Genomic DNA, 17,222 nt, shown 5'->3' with positions numbered 1-17,222 from the left:
TTCACGGCCCGCGTCGCGGAGCCGACCCAGCGGCCATGATTGAAAAGGAGACATCACATGAAGAAGGGGATCCACCCCGAATACGTGGAGACCACGGTGACCTGCACCTGTGGCAACACGTTCGTGACCCGCAGCACGAAAGCCGACGGAAAGATCAACTCCGAGGTGTGCTCGGCCTGCCACCCGTTCTACACCGGTAAGCAGAAGATTCTTGACACCGGTGGCCGCGTGGCCCGCTTCGAAGCACGCTACGGCAAGCGCAAGAAGTAGCTTTTCAAAGCGGCGCTGGCACCCCGCCTCCATGTGGGATGTCGGCGCCGCTTTCGCGTACGCGAAACCTCCACGCCCGCTACACCACGTCAAGAAAGACCCTCATGTTTGAGAATGTGTCCTCGCTCGTTGATGAATTCTCGGCCCTCGAGCAGCAAATGGCCGATCCCGCGCTTCACAACGACCACAACAAGGCCAAGCGCGTGGGGCGCCGGTACGCCGAGCTCGGTCCCGTGGTGAGGGCGTACCGCGAGTGGCTTGCGACGGGCGAGGACCTCGAAACGGCGCGCGAGTTTGCCGAAGAGGATTCGTCGATGGCGGAGGAAGCGAAGGCGCTTGAAGCCAAGCGCGAAGAACTCACGGCTACGCTTGAGGACCTGCTCGCGCCGCGCGACCCCAACGACGCGCGCGACGTGATCCTCGAAGTCAAGGCCGGTGCGGGCGGCGACGAGTCAGCCCTGTTCGCCGCAGATCTCGTGCGCATGTACGAGGCATACGCCACAAGGAATGGCTGGAGCACCGAGATCATTACCGAGACCGAGAATGACCTCGGCGGCTACAAAGATCTCTCGATGTCGATCCGCACGCGCGGCAATGTGGGTCCCGCTGAAGGCGTGTGGGCGCACCTCAAATACGAGGGCGGTGTGCACCGCGTGCAGCGCGTGCCCGTGACCGAATCTCAGGGCCGCATCCACACCTCGGCCGTCGGTGTTCTCGTTGTGCCCGAGGCCGACGAGGCAGATGAAGACGAGTTTCTCGCGGAACAGCTCCACCCGAACAACCTGCGCATCGATGTCTACCGTTCGTCTGGCCCAGGCGGGCAGAGCGTGAACACGACCGACTCGGCCGTGCGCATCACGCACCTTCCCACGGGGCTCGTCGTGAGCTGCCAAAACGAAAAGAGTCAGCTCCAGAACAAGGAGCAAGCCATGCGAATCCTCCGCTCGCGCCTGCTCGACGCCGTGCACGCCGAGCAGGAAGCGGAAGCCTCCGCGACCCGTCGCTCCCAGGTGCGCACCGTGGATCGCTCCGAGCGCATCCGCACCTACAACTTCCCCGAGAACCGCATCGCCGACCACCGCACCGGGTACAAGGCGAACAACCTCGACCAGGTTCTCAACGGCGATCTTGAGCCGGTCGTGAAATCCCTCATGGATGCTGATCGTGAAGCGATGCTCGCCGCCGCAGGCTCGAACGAGTAGGTGCACATGACTCGCGGGAGGCTCAGCGTGTCGCAGCGCGTCGCGCTCGCGCGGCGCAATGCACGCTCGAGACTGCACGCGGCAGGCATTGACTCCGCCGAGGCTGAGGCACGGCTCATTGTCACCCACGCCGCGCGTGCGGGCACGTCCCTCGTGCTCCTCGACGAGCTCCCCGAAACCTTCGAAGCTGACGTCGACGCGGTGCTCACACGCCGCGAAAAACGCGAGCCCCTACAGCTCATTCTCGGCGAAGCCCCCTTTCGCCGTCTCACCCTCGAAACCGCCCGCGGCGTGTTTCTGCCGCGGCCCGAGACCGAGCTCGCGCTCGACATCGCCCACACGTGGGTGCACGACGAAGGCCAGCAAGCGTCGGACCCCCTGCGCGCCCTTGACGCCTGCACCGGAAGCGGAACCCTCGCCGCCGCGCTCCTCGACGAATTCCCCGCCGCCCGCGTGAGCGCGTTTGACGTGAACCCGCGCGCCGTGGAACTTGCGCAGCGCAACTGCGAAGCTGCCGGGCCAGGCCGCTCCGACGTTTTTTGCGCCGAATTGCCCACGGAGAAAAAAGAACTCGACGACTTTGTGCGAGCGTACATTCCCGAGCGGCCGCTCGACCTCGTCCTTGCAAACCCTCCCTACATCCCGGCACGCGAAATCCCTTCCGACCCCGAGGTGCGCGACTATGACCCGCACGAGGCGCTCTTTGGGGGAGGGGAGAGCGGGCTCGACGTTCCCGGCGCCGTGATTGAGCTCGCCGCACGCCTCTTGCGTCCAGGTGGGCTCCTCGTGATGGAGCACGATGAAAGTCAGGGGGACGCGACTCGAGCGCTCGCCGGGGCCGCAGGAAAATTCGAGATGATCCGCACCGCGTGCGATCTCACGGGACGCGACCGCTTCCTCGTGGCGCACCGCGCACCACAAGTGAGAGAATGAGGCACGTGAGCGTTTACGACTACACCGACGAATCCACGCGCGAGGCCGCCCTCGAGGCGGCAGCCACCGCCGTCAAGGACGGCAAACTCCTCGTGTTGCCCACCGACACCGTGTACGGGATCGGTGCCGATGCCTTTAACAAGGACGCCGTTCAAGCGCTCCTCGATGCCAAGGGCCGTGGCCGCCAGTTCCCGCCTCCCGTGCTGATCGGTGACCCGAACGTTATGCACGCCCTCGGCTTCGATATTCCTCCGATTATCGAGGATCTCGTGGAGGAATACTGGCCCGGCCCGCTCACCGTGATCGTCCAGGCCCAGCCCTCCCTGCACTGGGACCTTGGCGAAACCAAGGGCACGGTGGCGCTGCGCATGCCCAACCACGAGGCCGCAATCGCGCTTCTCAAGAGGACCGGTCCGCTCGCCGTGTCGAGTGCGAATAAGCACGGTGGTGAGGCCGCCAAGAGCGTCATGGACGCGGCCGTGCAGCTCGGTGATGCAGTCGAGGTGTACCTCGACGGCGGCAAATCGCGCATTGGTGAGTCCTCGACGATCATCGACGCGACAGTGAACCCCCCGAAGATCCTGCGCCGTGGTGCGTTGAGCGAAGAAGAGATCGTGGAAAAGTTCGGGGAAATCTTCACGCCCGAAAAGCCGCACGATCCCGAAGAGGTCGACCACGTCGAAGAATCTGTAGAGCCCGGAGAGGTTCAAGAAGCCGACGGCGCGAAGGCGCCCGAAGATAAATCCACTGCCGGCGAGGATAAGGCCGACGCTTGAGGGTTTACCTCTTTCTTCTCCTGATCGCCGCGGCCGTCACCTATCTCGTGACGCCCGCGGCGCGCGTCGTTGCGAGGCGCATCGGCGCGATGACCGCCGTGCGCGACCGCGATGTGCATCAGGATGTCACCCCTCGACTCGGTGGGGTGGCGATGTTCGCGGGTGTCGCGGTCGCGATGGTGCTTGCCTCGAACGTTCCTTTCCTCGACCCCATTTTTCGCGGTTCCTTTAAAGTCTGGTCGATCCTCATTGCCGGCGGGCTTATTTGCTTGCTCGGCGGTCTCGACGACAAATTTGACCTCGACTGGCTCACGAAACTTGCCGGCCAGGTGCTCATCGCGCTGTTCGTCGCGTCGCAGGGAGTGCAGTTGACTACCCTCCCGATCGGGGGGCTCACGCTCATTTCCGCTCGGTCCTCGCTCATTTTGACCGTCATCGTGATTGTGGCGGCGATGAACGCCGTGAACTTTATCGACGGACTCGACGGACTCGCCTCCGGGGTCATGGCGATCGGGGGAGGAGCCTTCTTTATCTACGCCTACCTGCTCACGCGCGACGTCTCCTCGACCGACTACTCCTCGATGGCCGCGCTCATCACCGCGGTCATGATTGGTGCGTGCCTCGGATTCCTCCCGCACAACTTTTCCAAAGCGCGCATCTTCATGGGGGATTCGGGAGCACTCTTTCTCGGTCTCTTGTTGGTCTCGGCAACCATCGCCGTCACGGGCCAGGTCGATCCGGCTCGCCTCGCCCCCTCCGATGCCTTCGGCCAGCTTCTCCCGATCCTCATGCCCGTGGGCGTGATGATCCTTCCAGCCCTCGATATGGTGCTCGCGGTGATCAGGCGTGTGGGAAGTGGAAAATCGCCGTTTCATGCCGACCGTCGACACCTGCACCATCGCCTGCTCAACCTTGGCCACTCGAAACTCGGCGCCGTGCTGATCATGTACACGTGGACCGCGCTCGTGTGCCTGTGCCTCCTTGCGCCCGTATTTTTCGAGGTCAAGACCGCAATGATCATTTGGATTGGCTCACTCGTCATCGCTATAGTCGTGACCCTTGACCCCCTGCGGGCGCTCGCTCGCGCTCGAAAAGACCAGGACGTGGAGAAAACCTCATGAGCACCGCAGAAAAGAACCGCGCGCACAATAACGCTCTGGTGCAAAAAGCGATCGTTTCTGCGGTGGCCGTGGGCGCAGTGATCGCTGCCGTCGTCGTGCTTGTCGCTTGGGTGGGTTTTGACCCGCTTGCCCGAAACGGCGCGATCGTTGGCGCTTTGCTCTCGCTCGTGATCACCTTGCCCGCACTCATCGTCGCGTACTGGGGGATTGCCCAGAGCCCCGTCATCATGCTCGGCACTGTCGCATGCACGTGGGGCGGCAAGATGCTCGTGCTGATTGTGTGTCTCATTCTGCTCAGGGAAGCAACATGGCTCTCTATGCCGTGGGTAGGAATCGCGCTTCTCTTTGGCGCGGTTGCCCCAACCGCGGTCGAAGGAGTGCTCCTTGCGCGTACGCGCCCGAAAATTGAGGTGTAAGAGGCACCGACCTGAGTCAAAAGTCCGCCTCCTCCTCTGTTATATTGATACGGAATGCTGAACGATTAGCGGCGAAGTCTGCATGTGTGCTGAAGGCGCCTGCACGGCAACGCGGCCGCGTCGAACAGATCGTCCCCTGCCCGTGGTGAACGCCGAGCGTGAGCCGACAACTCTGGAGTAAGAGCAGTTGATTCCTAGCGAAACTTCGCGACTCGTCGCCGAAGGTGGGCTGGATTTTCACATCCCCTCCCTCGCCGACTTTTTCCCTGACGCGCTTCTCTTTGCGGGCACCCCGTTTGAGTTCAATCGCGTGCAGCTCGTTCGCCTCATCGTTGTGGTGGGATGCCTCGCGATTACCTACGCAATAGCCTCCCGGGCCAAGGTTGTGCCGGGGCGCATCCAGAGCATTTTTGAGATGTTCATGGGCTTCATTCGCGACAATGCGATCGAGCCCGTGCTCGGTAAAGCAAAGGGCCGCCGCTTCGCGCCCATGCTCTACACGCTGTTCTTCCTCATCCTCTCGATGAACCTCGCGGGCGTGACCCCGGGCCTCAACCTCGCCGGCACCTCCGTGATCGGCATGCCGTTCCTGCTCGCGATGTGGACCTTCGGCACCTACGTGTACTGCGGCATGAAGCAGCACGGCTTCCTCGGGTACTTCAAGCACGAGACCATGCCCCCGGGCGTTCCGAAGCCCGTGTACCTCCTCCTCGCACCCATCGAGTTTCTCCAGCTCGCCGTCGTGCGCTGGTTCTCGCTCACCGTGCGTCTTCTCGCCAACATGGTGTCTGGTCACATGATGCTCGTCGTCTTCATTTCCCTCACGCAGGCGATCCTCTTCTCAGGATCGTGGCTCATTGCCGCGACTCCCTTCGCGGGGGCCTTTGCACTCGGCATTTTCGGCTTCGAAATCTTCGTTGCCCTTCTGCAGGCCTTCATCTTCACCGTACTTTCCGCCGTGTACATCAACATGGCGACGAGCGAAAGCCACTAAGGCGCTTCGATTTTCCCGATTTTCCACCCCGAGCCTCGGCTCACAACCGAAACCCTGCCCGACAACGCGGCAGAAAACTGAAAGGAATACCCTCGTGGGCACCACCATTCTCGCTGAAATCAACGGCAATCTCTCGTCGCTCGCCTACGGCATCGCGGCCTTCGGCCCGGCCCTCGGCATCGGTATGATCGGCGCCAAGACCGTCGAGTCGATGGCGCGCCAGCCCGAGATCCGCGGCTCGCTTCAGACCACGATGCTTATCGCCATGGCATTCGTCGAGATTATCGCGCTCCTCGCGATCGTCACCGGCCTCCTCTTCTCCTGAGGCTAAATCCGAATGTATCTGGCAAGTGGAGAACGGGAGGTCAGCAAGTACGACTTGCTCATCCCCCATGTCCCTGAAATTTTTTGGAGCGCCATCTTCATCCTCATCTTTGCCGTCGTATTCATGAAGTTCGTTCTCCCGAAGATGAATCGGGTCCTGGACGAACGTGCAGCGAAGATCGAGGGTGGAATCCGTAAGGCGGAGGAGGCCCAGTACGAGGCCGATCGCCTCAAGGCCATGCAGGAAGGCGAACTCGCTGCCGCACGCCGTGAAGCCGCTGAGATGCGCGAAAAGGCCCGCGAAGAGGGCTCGCGCATCATCGAAGAGGCTCGCACTCGCGCAAGCCTCGAGACCGAGCGCATGATCGGTGCGGGCAAGCAGCAAATCGCGGCCGAGCAGGCGCAGGCAAGCGCCGAGCTTCGCGGCGAAGTTGGCTCGCTTGCGAGCACCCTCGCCTCGAAGATCGTGGGCGAGTCGCTTAGTGACGATGAGCGCTCGCGCCGCGTGATCGATCGTTTCCTCGACGAGCTTGAATCGTCGACCGCGGCGAAGTAAGGAAGGCACAGCACATGCGCGGAGTTTCCGCCAAGTCGCTCCACAGCGTGCTTAGGCGCGCCTCGGAGTCCACCTCGGCGAACGCCCCCACCACCGAGATCGCACACGAGCTTTTCGAAGCCGTGCGCGTCATCGACTCGAGCAATCAGCTCGTGCGCCTCTTGAGCGACCCCGGTCGCGACGAGGACCTCAAGGCCGATGTCGTGCGGCGCCTTTTCGGCGGCCGCGTTAGTGAGGCCGCTCTCGAGGTTCTTCTTGAGGCCTCGCGATGCACATGGTCGGAGCAAAACCACCTCCTCGAAGGAATCGAGTTTGCGGGCGTCTCCCTCGTTCTCGATGAAGCTCGAGGGCGAGGTGCAGCGCACACCGTGGAAGAAGAACTCTTTCAGGTCGCGCGCCTCGTCGAGGACACCCCGGAGCTCTCCGAAGCGTTCGACTCCAAGCGCGACGACATCTCGGCGCGCGTAGGGATCATCGAGAGGCTCCTGAGTGGCAAGGTGGATGAGGCAACCGTCGCCATTGCCGCTCAAGCGGTGAGCTTCGAGCCCTCTGCCAAGGTTCCCGCCCGACTCCTCGGGTTCGCGAACTTTGCGAGCGCCGAACGTGACCGCCGTTCCGGCGTCGTCACGAGCGCGGTCGAACTGACTCCCGAGCAGCAGGAACGCCTCACGCGCATCCTTTCCGCCCGTTACGGCGGGGAGCTGAGCCTGAACTACGAGATCGACCCGAGCGTGATTGGCGGCCTCCGCATCACGATCGGTGACGACCTCTACGACGCCACGATCTTCGGCCGTGTTCGCGATGCGCGCGAACGCATTTCCGCCTAAGAATCACCAACGAGAACACGTACCACCCCTCCCGGTAGCACCGGGAATGACCAAGAAGGAAGCGGAGCGCGATGGCCGAGCTCACCATTCGTCCCGAGGACATCCGGGACGCACTCGACACTGCGGTGTCGAACTACCAGCCCCAGAACGCAGGTCGCGAAGAAATCGGCCGCGTTACCGAATCAGCAGACGGCATTGCACGCGTCTCGGGCCTGCCGAACCTCATGGCAAACGAGCTCGTGCGCTTCGAGGACGGCACGCTTGGACTCGCCCTCAACCTCGAACTTCGCGAGGTCGGCGTCGTTGTTCTCGGTGAATTCACCGGCATCGAAGAAGGGCAGGAGGTGCGCCGCACCGGGGAGGTCCTTTCGGTCCCCGTTGGCGACGGCTACCTCGGCCGTGTCGTTGACCCGATGGGCCGCCCGATCGACGGCCTCGGTGACATCGAGACCACGGGCCGCCGCGCACTCGAACTCCAGGCGCCGAGCGTCATGCAGCGTAAGAGCGTGAAGGAACCGCTCCAGACCGGCATCAAGGCCATCGACGCGATGACCCCGATCGGTCGCGGCCAGCGCCAGCTCATCATTGGCGACCGCCAGACCGGCAAGACCACGATCGCCGTGGACACGATCCTCAACCAGAAGGCCAACTGGGAAACGGGCGACCCGGATCAGCAGGTGCGCTGCATCTACGTTGCCGTGGGCCAGAAGGGCTCGACGATCGCTTCCGTGCGCGCGACCCTCGAAGAAAACGGCGCGCTCGACTACACCACTATCGTTGCTGCCCCTGCCTCCGACCCCGCGGGCTTCAAGTACATCGCTCCCTACGCGGGCTCGGCAATCGGCCAGCACTGGATGTACGAGGGCAAGCACGTCCTCATTGTGTTCGACGACCTCTCGAAGCAGGCCGAGGCCTACCGCGCCGTGTCGCTTCTGCTTCGCCGTCCGCCGGGCCGCGAGGCCTACCCGGGCGACGTCTTCTTCCTCCACTCGCGTTTGCTTGAGCGCTGTGCGAAGCTCTCCGACGACATAGGTGGCGGTTCGATGACCGGTCTGCCGATCATCGAAACGAAAGCCAACGACGTCTCGGCCTACATTCCGACGAACGTCATCTCGATTACCGACGGCCAGTGCTTCCTTCAGTCGGATCTCTTCAACGCCAACCAGCGCCCCGCAGTCGACGTGGGTATCTCGGTGTCGCGCGTTGGCGGTTCGGCACAGACCAAGGCCATGAAGGGTGTTTCCGGTACGCTCAAGATTTCGCTCGCGCAGTACCGCGACCTCGAGGCATTCGCGATGTTCGCCTCGGATCTTGACGCGGCCTCGAAGCAGCAGCTTGCGCGCGGCGCTCGCCTTACTGAGCTTCTCAAGCAGGGCCAGGCAAAGCCCATGCCGTTCGAGGAGCAGGTGGTGTCGATCTGGGCCGGCACGAAGGGCAAGCTTGACGAGATCGAGGTCGAGGACATCCTCGAGTTTGAGGGGCGCCTGCACGAGTTCCTGCGCCACAACGGCACGATCCTCGAAACCATCCGCGAGACCAGGAAGTTCTCGCCGGAAACCGAAGCGGAACTCGAGACCGTGATCGAGAACGTCAAGCGCGACTACTTCGCTGAGAAGCAGAAGGACGCCGTGTACGACAACAATGGCGTGATCGAGGACGAGTCAATCGAGCAAGAGTCGATCCTCAAGTCCTCCAAGTAGTGGCGGATGTTCGAGTAAGAGAACGTTAGTCACGAGGGAGAGATATGGGAGCCCAGCAAAGGGAATACAAGAAGCGGATCGGCTCCGCGAAGGGCATGAAGAAGATCTTCCAGGCCCAGGAAATGATCGCGGCTGCCCGAATCTCGAAGGCGCACGCACGCGTGCAGGCCACGACCCCCTACGCGCAGGCGATCACGAACGCGATCGCCTCGGTCGTGCAGCACTCGGAAGAGGCGAACCACCCGTTCCTTGAAGCGGATCGCACCTTCTCGAACCGCGTCGGTGTTCTCCTCATTACCTCGGATCGCGGTATGGCGGGTTCGTACTCGCCGAGCGCCATCCGCGAGGCCGAGCACCTCACGAACAAGCTTCGCGACGAGGGCAAAGAGCCGATCATGTACGTCGTTGGTCGCAAGGGCGATTCGTACTACCGGTTCCGTAACCGACCGGCGGAGAAGTCGTGGATCGGCGTCAAGGAAGAAGACCTTCCGAAACTCGGTCGCGAAATCGCCTCACTCTTTCGCGAGGCTCTACTCACGGAAGAAATCGATGACCATCTCGACGAGCTCTACGTCGTGGGGCACCGGTTTACGAACCGATTCCGCCAGGACGTGAACGTCGTGCGCCTCGTCCCGCTCCAGCTGAGTGCCGACGGAGCCGAGAGCCGGTTGACCCGCCAGTACCCGCTGTACGAGTACACGCCGAACGCCGAAGAGGTGTTCGAACAGCTCGTGCCGCGCTACGTCGAGTCGCGCATCATCAACATCCTTCTTCAATCGATCGCGTCGGAGCACGCGAGCAGGCAGAAGGCCATGAAGACCGCGACCGACAACGCGGAAACGCAGATCCAGAAGTTCACGCGCCTCGCAAACTCCGCTCGCCAGGCCGAGATCACGCAGGAAATCACGGAGATCGTGGGCGGTGCGGACGCCCTCAATGCCTCCGGCAGGAAAGAACGCTGAGCACGAAAGCACATTTGGAGTAAAAGAATGACCATCACCGAAAATGCCCCGGCACAGACCGAGGCTAGCGCCGTCATCGGTCGTGTCGCTCGCGTGACCGGCGCCGTTGTCGACGTCGAATTCCCCGCGGGCCAGATCCCCGACATGTACAACGCTCTCGTCACCGAGATTGAGCTGCCCACGGGCGATGAGGACGGCGGCACGAGCACGCAGACCCTCACCCTCGAGGTCGCCCAGCACCTCGGCGACGGCATGGTGCGCGGTATCGCACTCAAGCCGACCGACGGTCTCGTGCGCGGCCAGGCCGTGCGCGACACGGGCGCACCCATCTCCGTTCCCGTTGGCGACTTCACCCTCGGACGCGTGTTCGACGTCGTGGGCAATGTGCTCAACGGCGACAAGGGTGAGAAGCTCGAGATCAACGAGCGTTGGCCCATTCACCGCAAGGCCCCGAACTTCGATCAGCTTGAGTCGAAGACTCAGATGTTCGAGACCGGCATCAAGTCGATTGACCTCCTCACCCCGTATGTGCAGGGTGGCAAGATCGGCCTGTTCGGCGGCGCCGGCGTGGGCAAGACCGTTCTTATTCAGGAGATGATCTACCGCGTGGCGAACAACCACGACGGCGTCTCCGTGTTCGCCGGTGTTGGCGAGCGCACGCGTGAGGGCTGGGACCTCATCGAGGAAATGACCGAATCGGGCGTGATCGAGAAGACCGCCCTTGTGTTCGGCCAGATGGACGAGCCGCCGGGCACGCGTCTTCGCGTGGCACTTTCGGCTCTCACGATGGCGGAGTACTTCCGCGACGTGCAGAACCAGGACGTGCTCCTGTTTATCGACAACATCTTCCGCTTCACGCAGGCAGGCTCCGAGGTGTCGACCCTCCTTGGCCGCATGCCTTCGGCGGTGGGCTACCAGCCGAACCTCGCGGACGAGATGGGTGTGCTCCAGGAGCGCATTACCTCGACGCGCGGCCACTCGATTACGTCGATGCAGGCGATCTACGTTCCCGCTGACGACTACACCGACCCGGCTCCGGCGACGACGTTTGCGCACCTCGATGCGACGACCGAGCTCAGCCGTGAGATCGCTTCGCGTGGTCTCTACCCCGCGATCGATCCGCTTGCTTCGACCTCGCGCATCCTCGACCCGCGCTACATCGGCCAGGATCACTACGATGTCGCGGTTCGCGTCAAGCAGATTCTTCAGCGCAACAAGGAACTTCAGGACATCATCGCGATGCTCGGTGTCGATGAGCTCTCGGAAGAGGATAAGGTCATCGTCGCGCGCGCACGCCGCATCCAGCAGTTCCTTTCGCAGAACACCCACATGGCGAAGCAGTTCACGGGTGTGGACGGCTCGGACGTGCCGCTGCGCGACACGATCGAGGGCTTCAGGGGCATTTGCGACGGCGAGTTCGACCACATCGCCGAGCAGGCCTTCTTCAACGTTGGTGGTATCGACGACGTGCTGAAGAACTGGGATCGTATCCAGAAGGAAACCTCGAAGTGAGTGCCATGAAGGTCAACTTCGTGTCGGCCGAGGGCAGCATCTGGGAAGGCGAGGCCGAGTACGTCTCGGTGCACGCCATCGATGGTGCCATGGGCATCATGGCGGGCATGGAGCCGCACCTTGCGCTCCTGAGCGAGGGCCCCGTGGTGATTACCGAAGTCGGTGGAGCGAAGCACGAGTTCCAGGTCACGGGCGGTTTCTGCTCCGTTGACGACGAGGCCGTGAACGTCGTTGCCGACGAGGTCCTCACCGAGGAAGCGGCCCGCGAGGCGGCTCTTGCGCGTTCCACTCCGTCGTCAGAGCTCGAGGGGGACGCCGCTTAAGCGTCCGCGAGACTTTTTCACAAAGGCCCCGCCTGCCGAGTGCAGGTGGGGCTTTTGCGTGTATCGGGGGTTAGCGCACCCAGGTTCCGCCGTGCATGACGCGCTCGGGGGAGAGCCCGGTGCTCTCCACAAGCACAAGATCGGAGCGAGCCCCTTCGCGAATCTCGCCGATATCGTCGCGTCCCAGTACCGTCGCGGGGGTTGCGGTTGCGGCGAGAATAGCGCGCTCAAGAGGCACGCCTGCCTCGAGGTGGGCGAAGCGTACGACGTCGAGTAGGTGGGCGGTGCCTCCCGCGATCGCGCCGCCTTCGGTGAGGGTTACAACGCCGTCTTTGACCGTGACGGGAAGCGAGCCCAGAACGTAGTCGCCGTCGGCCATTCCCGTCGCGGCCATCGCGTCGGTGATGAGCATGATGTGCCCGTCGCCGATGAGGTCGAACGTGTAGCGCACGGTGTCGGCGGACGTGTGGACGCCGTCGGCGATGAGCTCGGCGACGACCGTGCCGGCAGCGGCCTGGTCGATGGCGGCGAATGCAGGGCCGGCGTCGCGATGGTGGATGGGGCGCATCGCATTGAACAGGTGGGTGGCGGTTGGCTTCAGGGAACGGGCGACAGGTCCGACGCTTGCCAGCTCTTCTTGAGCCCTCTGGATCGCGGTGACCATCTGCTCACCGATGCAGTCCGTGTGGCCATAGCTCGGGAGGGCGCCGTGCGCGATGAGGGCGCGGGACACGCTGCCATCGAGATCGGCTTCGGGGGCGATTGTCATGGTCGCGATGGCGCCGCCGCCTTCCTCTAGCAGCTCGAGCGTGCGCGCGGCGTTCCCCTCAGCGATGAACTGGGGGTCGTGAGCGCCCTTGCGAGCGCGGGAGATGAAAGGACCTTCGAGGTGAATTCCGGCCAGCTCTCCGGCCTCGACGAGCGACCGTAGCGCGCGCACCCTCGACATGAGCGTGTCCTGCGCGGCGGTCACGAGTGAGGCAACAATGCTCGTCGTGCCGTGTGCGCGATGCTCCGCGATGGCCGGCGCCGCCTGCGCCGGGTCCTCGGTGTCAGGGAAGGAGAATCCACCGCCGCCGTGGCAGTGGAGGTCCACGAGCCCCGGGAGAATGAGGCCGTCGTGGCGCACGTGGTCGTCGAAGGTGAGGCCGCTTGGCACACCACGTGCCGGGCCGGCGTAGGTGATCGTGTCGCCCTCGAGGAGGATCGCGGCATCCGGAACGAAGGAGCCGGAAAGGAAGGCGGTGCCGTCGATGCGCGTGACCATTTAGAAGAGCCTCAATTCAGAGTTGTCGATTCCACGAAGTTCGTCATAGTCAAGGGTGAGACATTCGAAGCCGCGGTCTTTCGCGAGCGTGCGCGCTTGCGGCTTGATTTCTTGCGCGGCGAACATTCCCGTCACGGGCGCGAGAAGCGGATCGCGGTTAAGGAGCTCAACGTAGCGGGTCAGCTGCTCCACACCGTCGATTTCACCGCGTCGCTTGATTTCGATCGCGACCGTTTCGCCTTCGGGGTTCTTGGCGAGGATGTCCACGGGGCCGATCGCGGTGGGATATTCGCGGCGCACGAGCTTCCAGCCCTCACCGATGCTCGCCATGTTTTCGGCGAGGAGCGCCTGCAGATGAGCCTCGACGCCTGCCTTTTGGAGACCAGGGTCGATTCCGAGATCGCGGCTCACGTCCTCGAAAATCTCGAACACCGTGATTTCAAGGCTGTCACCGGTCTTCTTATGCGTAACCTTCCACGTTTCGAGGGCGTCCTCAGCCTCGGCGGGTTCGATCGTGAGGGTGCACGGCGGTGCCATCCAATTAAGGGGTTTGTAGCTGCCGCCGTCGGAGTGGACGAGCACACTTCCGTCAGCTTTCACCACGAGAAGCCGAGGGGCTCGCGGGAGGTGCGCCGTAAGCCGACCGACGTAATTGACAGAACATTCCGCTAGAACTAATCGCACCGGTAAAGCCTACGTGATGGGTCTTTGAACGCTCTTTACATGAAGTGTTGGTCTGCCCACTACCGTACGCGGCCTTCAGACCATCGCAGGGAAACTTCGACAAAATAGGTGGGTACTGTGAAACGCAGCATTCATGACGTCGGAAGAGCGAAAGGTCGTGTCCTCGTGCGAAAGTGGCTAGCGGGCATCCTCATCCTCCTCGGTCTTGCGGGACTCGCGCTCGGATGGGCCGGCCAAACCGTGTGGGCACCAAAGGAGAACCACACCGCGAAAGCAAGCTTCAATAATGCCGGGGCAGCGGTCGTGATCAACCCCGGAGTGCTGTACGTGGGAGGGCAGAAAGGCACCGTGACGATTAAGTCGAGCGGTGACTTCTTCATGATTTCTGCCCCCGAAGGCACCGTGAAGGAATACCTCGCGAAATCGAAGTACACGGCGATCACGGGTGCTTCGAACTGGTCGACCCTTGCCACGAGCACCGAGAATGCCGATCAGAGCGAGGGGACCCAGGGCGTCCAGAACTCGGATCTGTGGTCCGACGTCGAGGAGAAAAAATCGGGAGAGACCTTTGCCATCGAGGATTGGTCGAAGGCGGAGCTCGATCCGAAGAACCGCCAGCCGTATCGGGCAATTCTCCTCGCGAACGATAGCGATTCCTCGACCATCACCGAGGTCCAGATTACGTGGCCGTCTCACGCCTCGAACCCGTGGACGCCATACGCGTATGCCGTCGGCGCCGTGCTGCTCATCATCGGTCTCGTGCTGCTCCTCATCGCGTTCAATTCGCGTCCTGAGCGTGATCTGGAGCTGGAAGAGGCGATGCGGGACCGGCCCGTTCTCAACGAGGGCGAAGGAGAGTCCGACGCTAGCTCCACCCCGGGGGAGGCTTCAGGTGAGGAGGAGCCGTCGGTGCAAGAAACCTCATCGCAGGGCTCACGCGTCGCGGAGGCAGGCGTCGGAACCGGTGAGCCCGCCGAATCGGAGCTGACCCCCGAGGCCGATGCCTCCCACGAATCTCAGATTGCCGCTGAATCCGGGCGGGTGCTCGAGCCGGAACCGGCCCCTGAGGCTGAGGCATCCCACGAACCTGAGCCGGTCGAGGCTCGGGAGACGGAAACCGAGCCTGCCGCAGCCGCTGTTGCTGAAACGGCGGAGGATTCCGAACCCGCTCCAGCCGTCGAGGCGACCGCCGCGAATACTCCCGTGACGGTTACGCGTCCAGGCCGCCGCCGCGGCACGCCCGATGACGTGACCGACCGGCTCAAGGCTCTCGAGCTCGATAAGAGCGAGACCAGCGCGGGAGGCGCGAGTGTGCGCCCCGGCCGCAGGCGCGCCAACGGAAGCAATGCCACAACCACGATGACCGACCCTATTGCCACACCGATCGAGGAAGAACGATGACAGGACTTTCGAGGCGCAGCCTCCTCGGGCTGACCGCGCTCACCGCCGCAGGTGCGCTGAGTGCATGCGGAAGCGAAACAAAACCGCCCAAGGTCGATCCCGGCCCCAAACTCGCGAGCCCCACCCCTGAACTCACGGGAACGAAGCTCGGTGAGATCCTCACGCAGTACGCGAGTGCACTTGAAAAGGCTGACGGAGAGAAGAATGCCGATCTCCTCGCCCCGCGCATCTCGGGAAGTGCCGCCGAGTTCCGCCGCGCGACATACGACATCATCGGGAAGGTTCCCGAACACGAAAGCGCCCTCCAGCGCCCAAGTGACTCGCTAGTGGTACCGATCTCCTCAACAGCGGAAGGCTTCCCCCGCTACGCGCTCGCGCTCGTCGACGACGCGGCGAACGCGGGCGAGGCGCGTTTCTTCGTTGGCCTCGAACAAAAGGACGCACGCTCCGAATACACCTCGTGGGGTTGGGCGCGCCAGGCCGCCGGTATTGAGATGCCGACCGTGCCGAGTGCCGAGGCTGGAACGACGCAGGTTGGCCTCGAGGAACAAGGCCTCGTGCTTACGCCCAAGGAGGCGTTTGCCAAGTACGCCGCTGTTCTCACCGACGGGCATGACAACGCTGATCCTGACGACCTGATTCTCGAGGACCCGTTCCAGCAGAGCGCCCACGCGGAAATTCAAGGTGAGCGCGCGCAAATGAACGAGGGGGTGGACTGGGATGAAGTCGCCTCCGTTCGTGAGGAGTACGCGGTCAAGGAGGGCGAGTTCCTTGGCCTCGCGACCGCCGAAGGAGGCGCCGTCGTGATGGGCACCCTCACCTCGACTCGTCGCGTGAGCGTGAACTCCGGTTCAATCTCGTACTCGGATGACAACCTCTACACGAAGCTCGCGGGCACGAAGAAGTTCGAAAAAGAACTCGTGCGCACCTACGGCACCACGGTGCTCTTGCACATCCCCGCGGCTGAATCTGGCGCAAAAATCCAGCCGATCGGGGCCTATAAGGTCCTCCTCTCGGTCTCTGGCAGCTGATCGAGAACCAGGCGAACGACGAAGGAGAAACGATGACGAGCTCATATGGCGTGATGGACTTCAACACGCTCAAGAAAGAAAACCAGACCGGCGGCACGTCTGATCCGCTCGAGGGCGAAGTAGCGGTGAGCGAGGCGAACCTCGAGAGCCTCATCAAGGATTCTGCGCAGCACCTCACGATCCTTTTCGTGACGAGTGCGCGAGTGAACGGCGGTGCGGCCTTTACCGACGAACTCCGTTCGGTCATCGCGAAACATGCCGGGACGATTCGCCTCGCGATCCTCGATGCCGATCAGCAGCCGCGTGTTGCGGCGGCGCTTCGCGTTCAGTCCCTCCCCACGGCAGTGCTGCTCATGAAAGGGCAGGTGCAGCCGCTTTTCGAAGGCGTGGTGACGAAGGAACAGCTTGCCCCCGTGATGGACGAGCTTGCCGCCCTCGCCGCGAAAGAAGGCATGCACACCGAAGCCCCGCGAGAGGAGGCCGAGCAGCCGGCGCTTCCCGAGGCACTTGAGAAGGCCTACTCGGCGATGGAAAGCGGCGACATGGACGGTGCTGAGGCGTCGTTCACCGCCTATCTCGAGGAGCATCCCGGCGAAAGTGAGGCCAAGAAGGGGCTCGCGGTGATCGCACTCATGCGACGGACTCAGGACGTTGAGTTGCAGGCAGGCCGTGAGGCCGCCGCCGCGAACCCGAAGGACACCGACGCGCAGCTCATGGCCGCCGACCTCGACCTTCTCGGTGGGCACGTGGACGATGCCTTCGCGCGCCTTCTCACCTCTTTCCGCGATACCCCCGCCGAACGGGATCGCATCCGCGCGCGCTTGCTCGAACTCTTCGATGTTGTAGGAGCCGAGGACGACCGCGTGCTCCAGGCACGAAAGAAACTCAGCCGCCTCATGTTCTAGAAGCCCCGAGCGAAGGCA

General features: G+C 63.0%; 19 protein-coding genes. 17 read left to right on the top strand and 2 right to left on the bottom strand.

Translation table 11 applies throughout. From position 1 onward, the window contains the following. Window positions 1–57 precede the first annotated feature (57 nt). The 14 genes from rpmE (at window position 58) to DAD186_RS06580 (ending at window position 11,916) form a co-directional block, all read left to right on the top strand. Window positions 58–270: a 50S ribosomal protein L31 gene (gene rpmE / locus DAD186_RS06645; RefSeq protein WP_016664822.1), complete on the top strand. Its 213-nt coding sequence runs from the start codon at window positions 58–60 to the stop codon at window positions 268–270. Window positions 271–374: 104 nt separating this feature from the next. Next, window positions 375–1,472, top strand: coding sequence for a peptide chain release factor 1 (gene prfA / locus DAD186_RS06640; RefSeq protein WP_065248023.1), 1,098 nt, complete (start codon window positions 375–377; stop codon window positions 1,470–1,472). A 6-nt stretch (window positions 1,473–1,478) separates the two neighbouring features. Beyond that, window positions 1,479–2,405, top strand: coding sequence for a N5-glutamine methyltransferase family protein (locus tag DAD186_RS06635; RefSeq protein ID WP_065248776.1), 927 nt, complete (start codon window positions 1,479–1,481; stop codon window positions 2,403–2,405). Beyond that, window positions 2,402–3,181, top strand: a complete 780-nt coding sequence (locus tag DAD186_RS06630) for an L-threonylcarbamoyladenylate synthase (protein WP_065248022.1) — start codon at window positions 2,402–2,404, stop codon at window positions 3,179–3,181. Before DAD186_RS06635 ends, DAD186_RS06630 begins: the two co-directional genes overlap by 4 nt. After that, the gene (locus tag DAD186_RS06625) at window positions 3,178–4,302 is read left to right on the top strand and encodes a glycosyltransferase family 4 protein (protein WP_065248021.1); all 1,125 of its coding nucleotides are present in this window, start codon (window positions 3,178–3,180) and stop codon (window positions 4,300–4,302) included. Before DAD186_RS06630 ends, DAD186_RS06625 begins: the two co-directional genes overlap by 4 nt. After that, window positions 4,299–4,718: a hypothetical protein gene (locus DAD186_RS06620; protein ID WP_065248020.1), complete on the top strand. Its 420-nt coding sequence runs from the start codon at window positions 4,299–4,301 to the stop codon at window positions 4,716–4,718. Before DAD186_RS06625 ends, DAD186_RS06620 begins: the two co-directional genes overlap by 4 nt. Before the next feature lie 187 nt (window positions 4,719–4,905). Further along, on the top strand, window positions 4,906–5,712 hold the full coding sequence (gene atpB, locus DAD186_RS06615) for a F0F1 ATP synthase subunit A (protein ID WP_082991120.1): 807 nt from the start codon (window positions 4,906–4,908) through the stop codon (window positions 5,710–5,712). Between the two features lie 94 nt (window positions 5,713–5,806). Next, a complete protein-coding gene (atpE, locus tag DAD186_RS06610; protein ID WP_065248019.1) occupies window positions 5,807–6,037 on the top strand; it encodes an ATP synthase F0 subunit C in 231 nt (76 codons plus the stop codon). Window positions 6,038–6,049: 12 nt separating this feature from the next. Then, window positions 6,050–6,592, top strand: a complete 543-nt coding sequence (locus tag DAD186_RS06605; RefSeq protein ID WP_065248018.1) for a F0F1 ATP synthase subunit B — start codon at window positions 6,050–6,052, stop codon at window positions 6,590–6,592. Between the two features lie 14 nt (window positions 6,593–6,606). Beyond that, window positions 6,607–7,419: a F0F1 ATP synthase subunit delta gene (locus DAD186_RS06600; protein ID WP_065248017.1), complete on the top strand. Its 813-nt coding sequence runs from the start codon at window positions 6,607–6,609 to the stop codon at window positions 7,417–7,419. 71 nt (window positions 7,420–7,490) lie between these two features. Further along, window positions 7,491–9,119 (top strand): F0F1 ATP synthase subunit alpha, encoded by a 1,629-nt coding sequence (atpA, locus tag DAD186_RS06595; protein ID WP_065248016.1) that lies wholly within the window; start codon window positions 7,491–7,493, stop codon window positions 9,117–9,119. A 44-nt stretch (window positions 9,120–9,163) separates the two neighbouring features. Further along, complete coding sequence (locus DAD186_RS06590) at window positions 9,164–10,081, top strand: F0F1 ATP synthase subunit gamma (protein ID WP_065248015.1); 918 nt, start codon at window positions 9,164–9,166, stop codon at window positions 10,079–10,081. 27 nt (window positions 10,082–10,108) lie between these two features. Beyond that, window positions 10,109–11,593 carry a F0F1 ATP synthase subunit beta gene (atpD, locus tag DAD186_RS06585; RefSeq protein WP_065248014.1) on the top strand — a complete coding sequence of 495 codons (1,485 nt, stop codon included), beginning with the start codon at window positions 10,109–10,111 and terminating at the stop codon, window positions 11,591–11,593. Window positions 11,594–11,598: 5 nt separating this feature from the next. After that, entirely contained in the window at window positions 11,599–11,916 is a 318-nt protein-coding gene (locus tag DAD186_RS06580; RefSeq protein ID WP_236886302.1) for a F0F1 ATP synthase subunit epsilon, read from the top strand. Window positions 11,917–11,986: 70 nt separating this feature from the next. Here the strand turns inward: DAD186_RS06580 and DAD186_RS06575 are convergent, their stop codons facing one another. Both DAD186_RS06575 and nucS read right to left on the bottom strand, forming a co-directional pair. Continuing rightward, a complete protein-coding gene (locus DAD186_RS06575) occupies window positions 11,987–13,183 on the bottom strand; it encodes an N-acetylglucosamine-6-phosphate deacetylase (protein ID WP_065248012.1) in 1,197 nt (398 codons plus the stop codon). Then, on the bottom strand, window positions 13,184–13,867 hold the full coding sequence (gene nucS, locus DAD186_RS06570; protein ID WP_065248011.1) for an endonuclease NucS: 684 nt from the start codon (window positions 13,865–13,867) through the stop codon (window positions 13,184–13,186). A 165-nt stretch (window positions 13,868–14,032) separates the two neighbouring features. Here nucS and DAD186_RS06565 point away from each other — a divergent pair, with 165 nt between their 5' ends. From DAD186_RS06565 to DAD186_RS06555, 3 genes are read left to right on the top strand one after another with little or no spacing between them, the layout of a single operon-like run. Beyond that, complete coding sequence (locus DAD186_RS06565) at window positions 14,033–15,268, top strand: hypothetical protein (protein WP_157457103.1); 1,236 nt, start codon at window positions 14,033–14,035, stop codon at window positions 15,266–15,268. Further along, complete coding sequence (locus DAD186_RS06560; protein WP_065248009.1) at window positions 15,265–16,299, top strand: DUF8094 domain-containing protein; 1,035 nt, start codon at window positions 15,265–15,267, stop codon at window positions 16,297–16,299. The genes DAD186_RS06565 and DAD186_RS06560 overlap by 4 nt, the downstream gene beginning before the upstream one ends. A 32-nt stretch (window positions 16,300–16,331) precedes the next feature. After that, a complete protein-coding gene (locus tag DAD186_RS06555) occupies window positions 16,332–17,204 on the top strand; it encodes a tetratricopeptide repeat protein (RefSeq protein WP_065248008.1) in 873 nt (290 codons plus the stop codon). Window positions 17,205–17,222 lie beyond the last annotated feature (18 nt).

The organism is Dermabacter vaginalis (assembly GCF_001678905.1).
Taxonomy (GTDB): Bacteria; Actinomycetota; Actinomycetes; order Actinomycetales; family Dermabacteraceae; genus Dermabacter; species Dermabacter vaginalis.
Note: the sequence above shows the minus strand (reverse complement) of the source record. Positions and strands in the feature narration are given on the sequence as shown.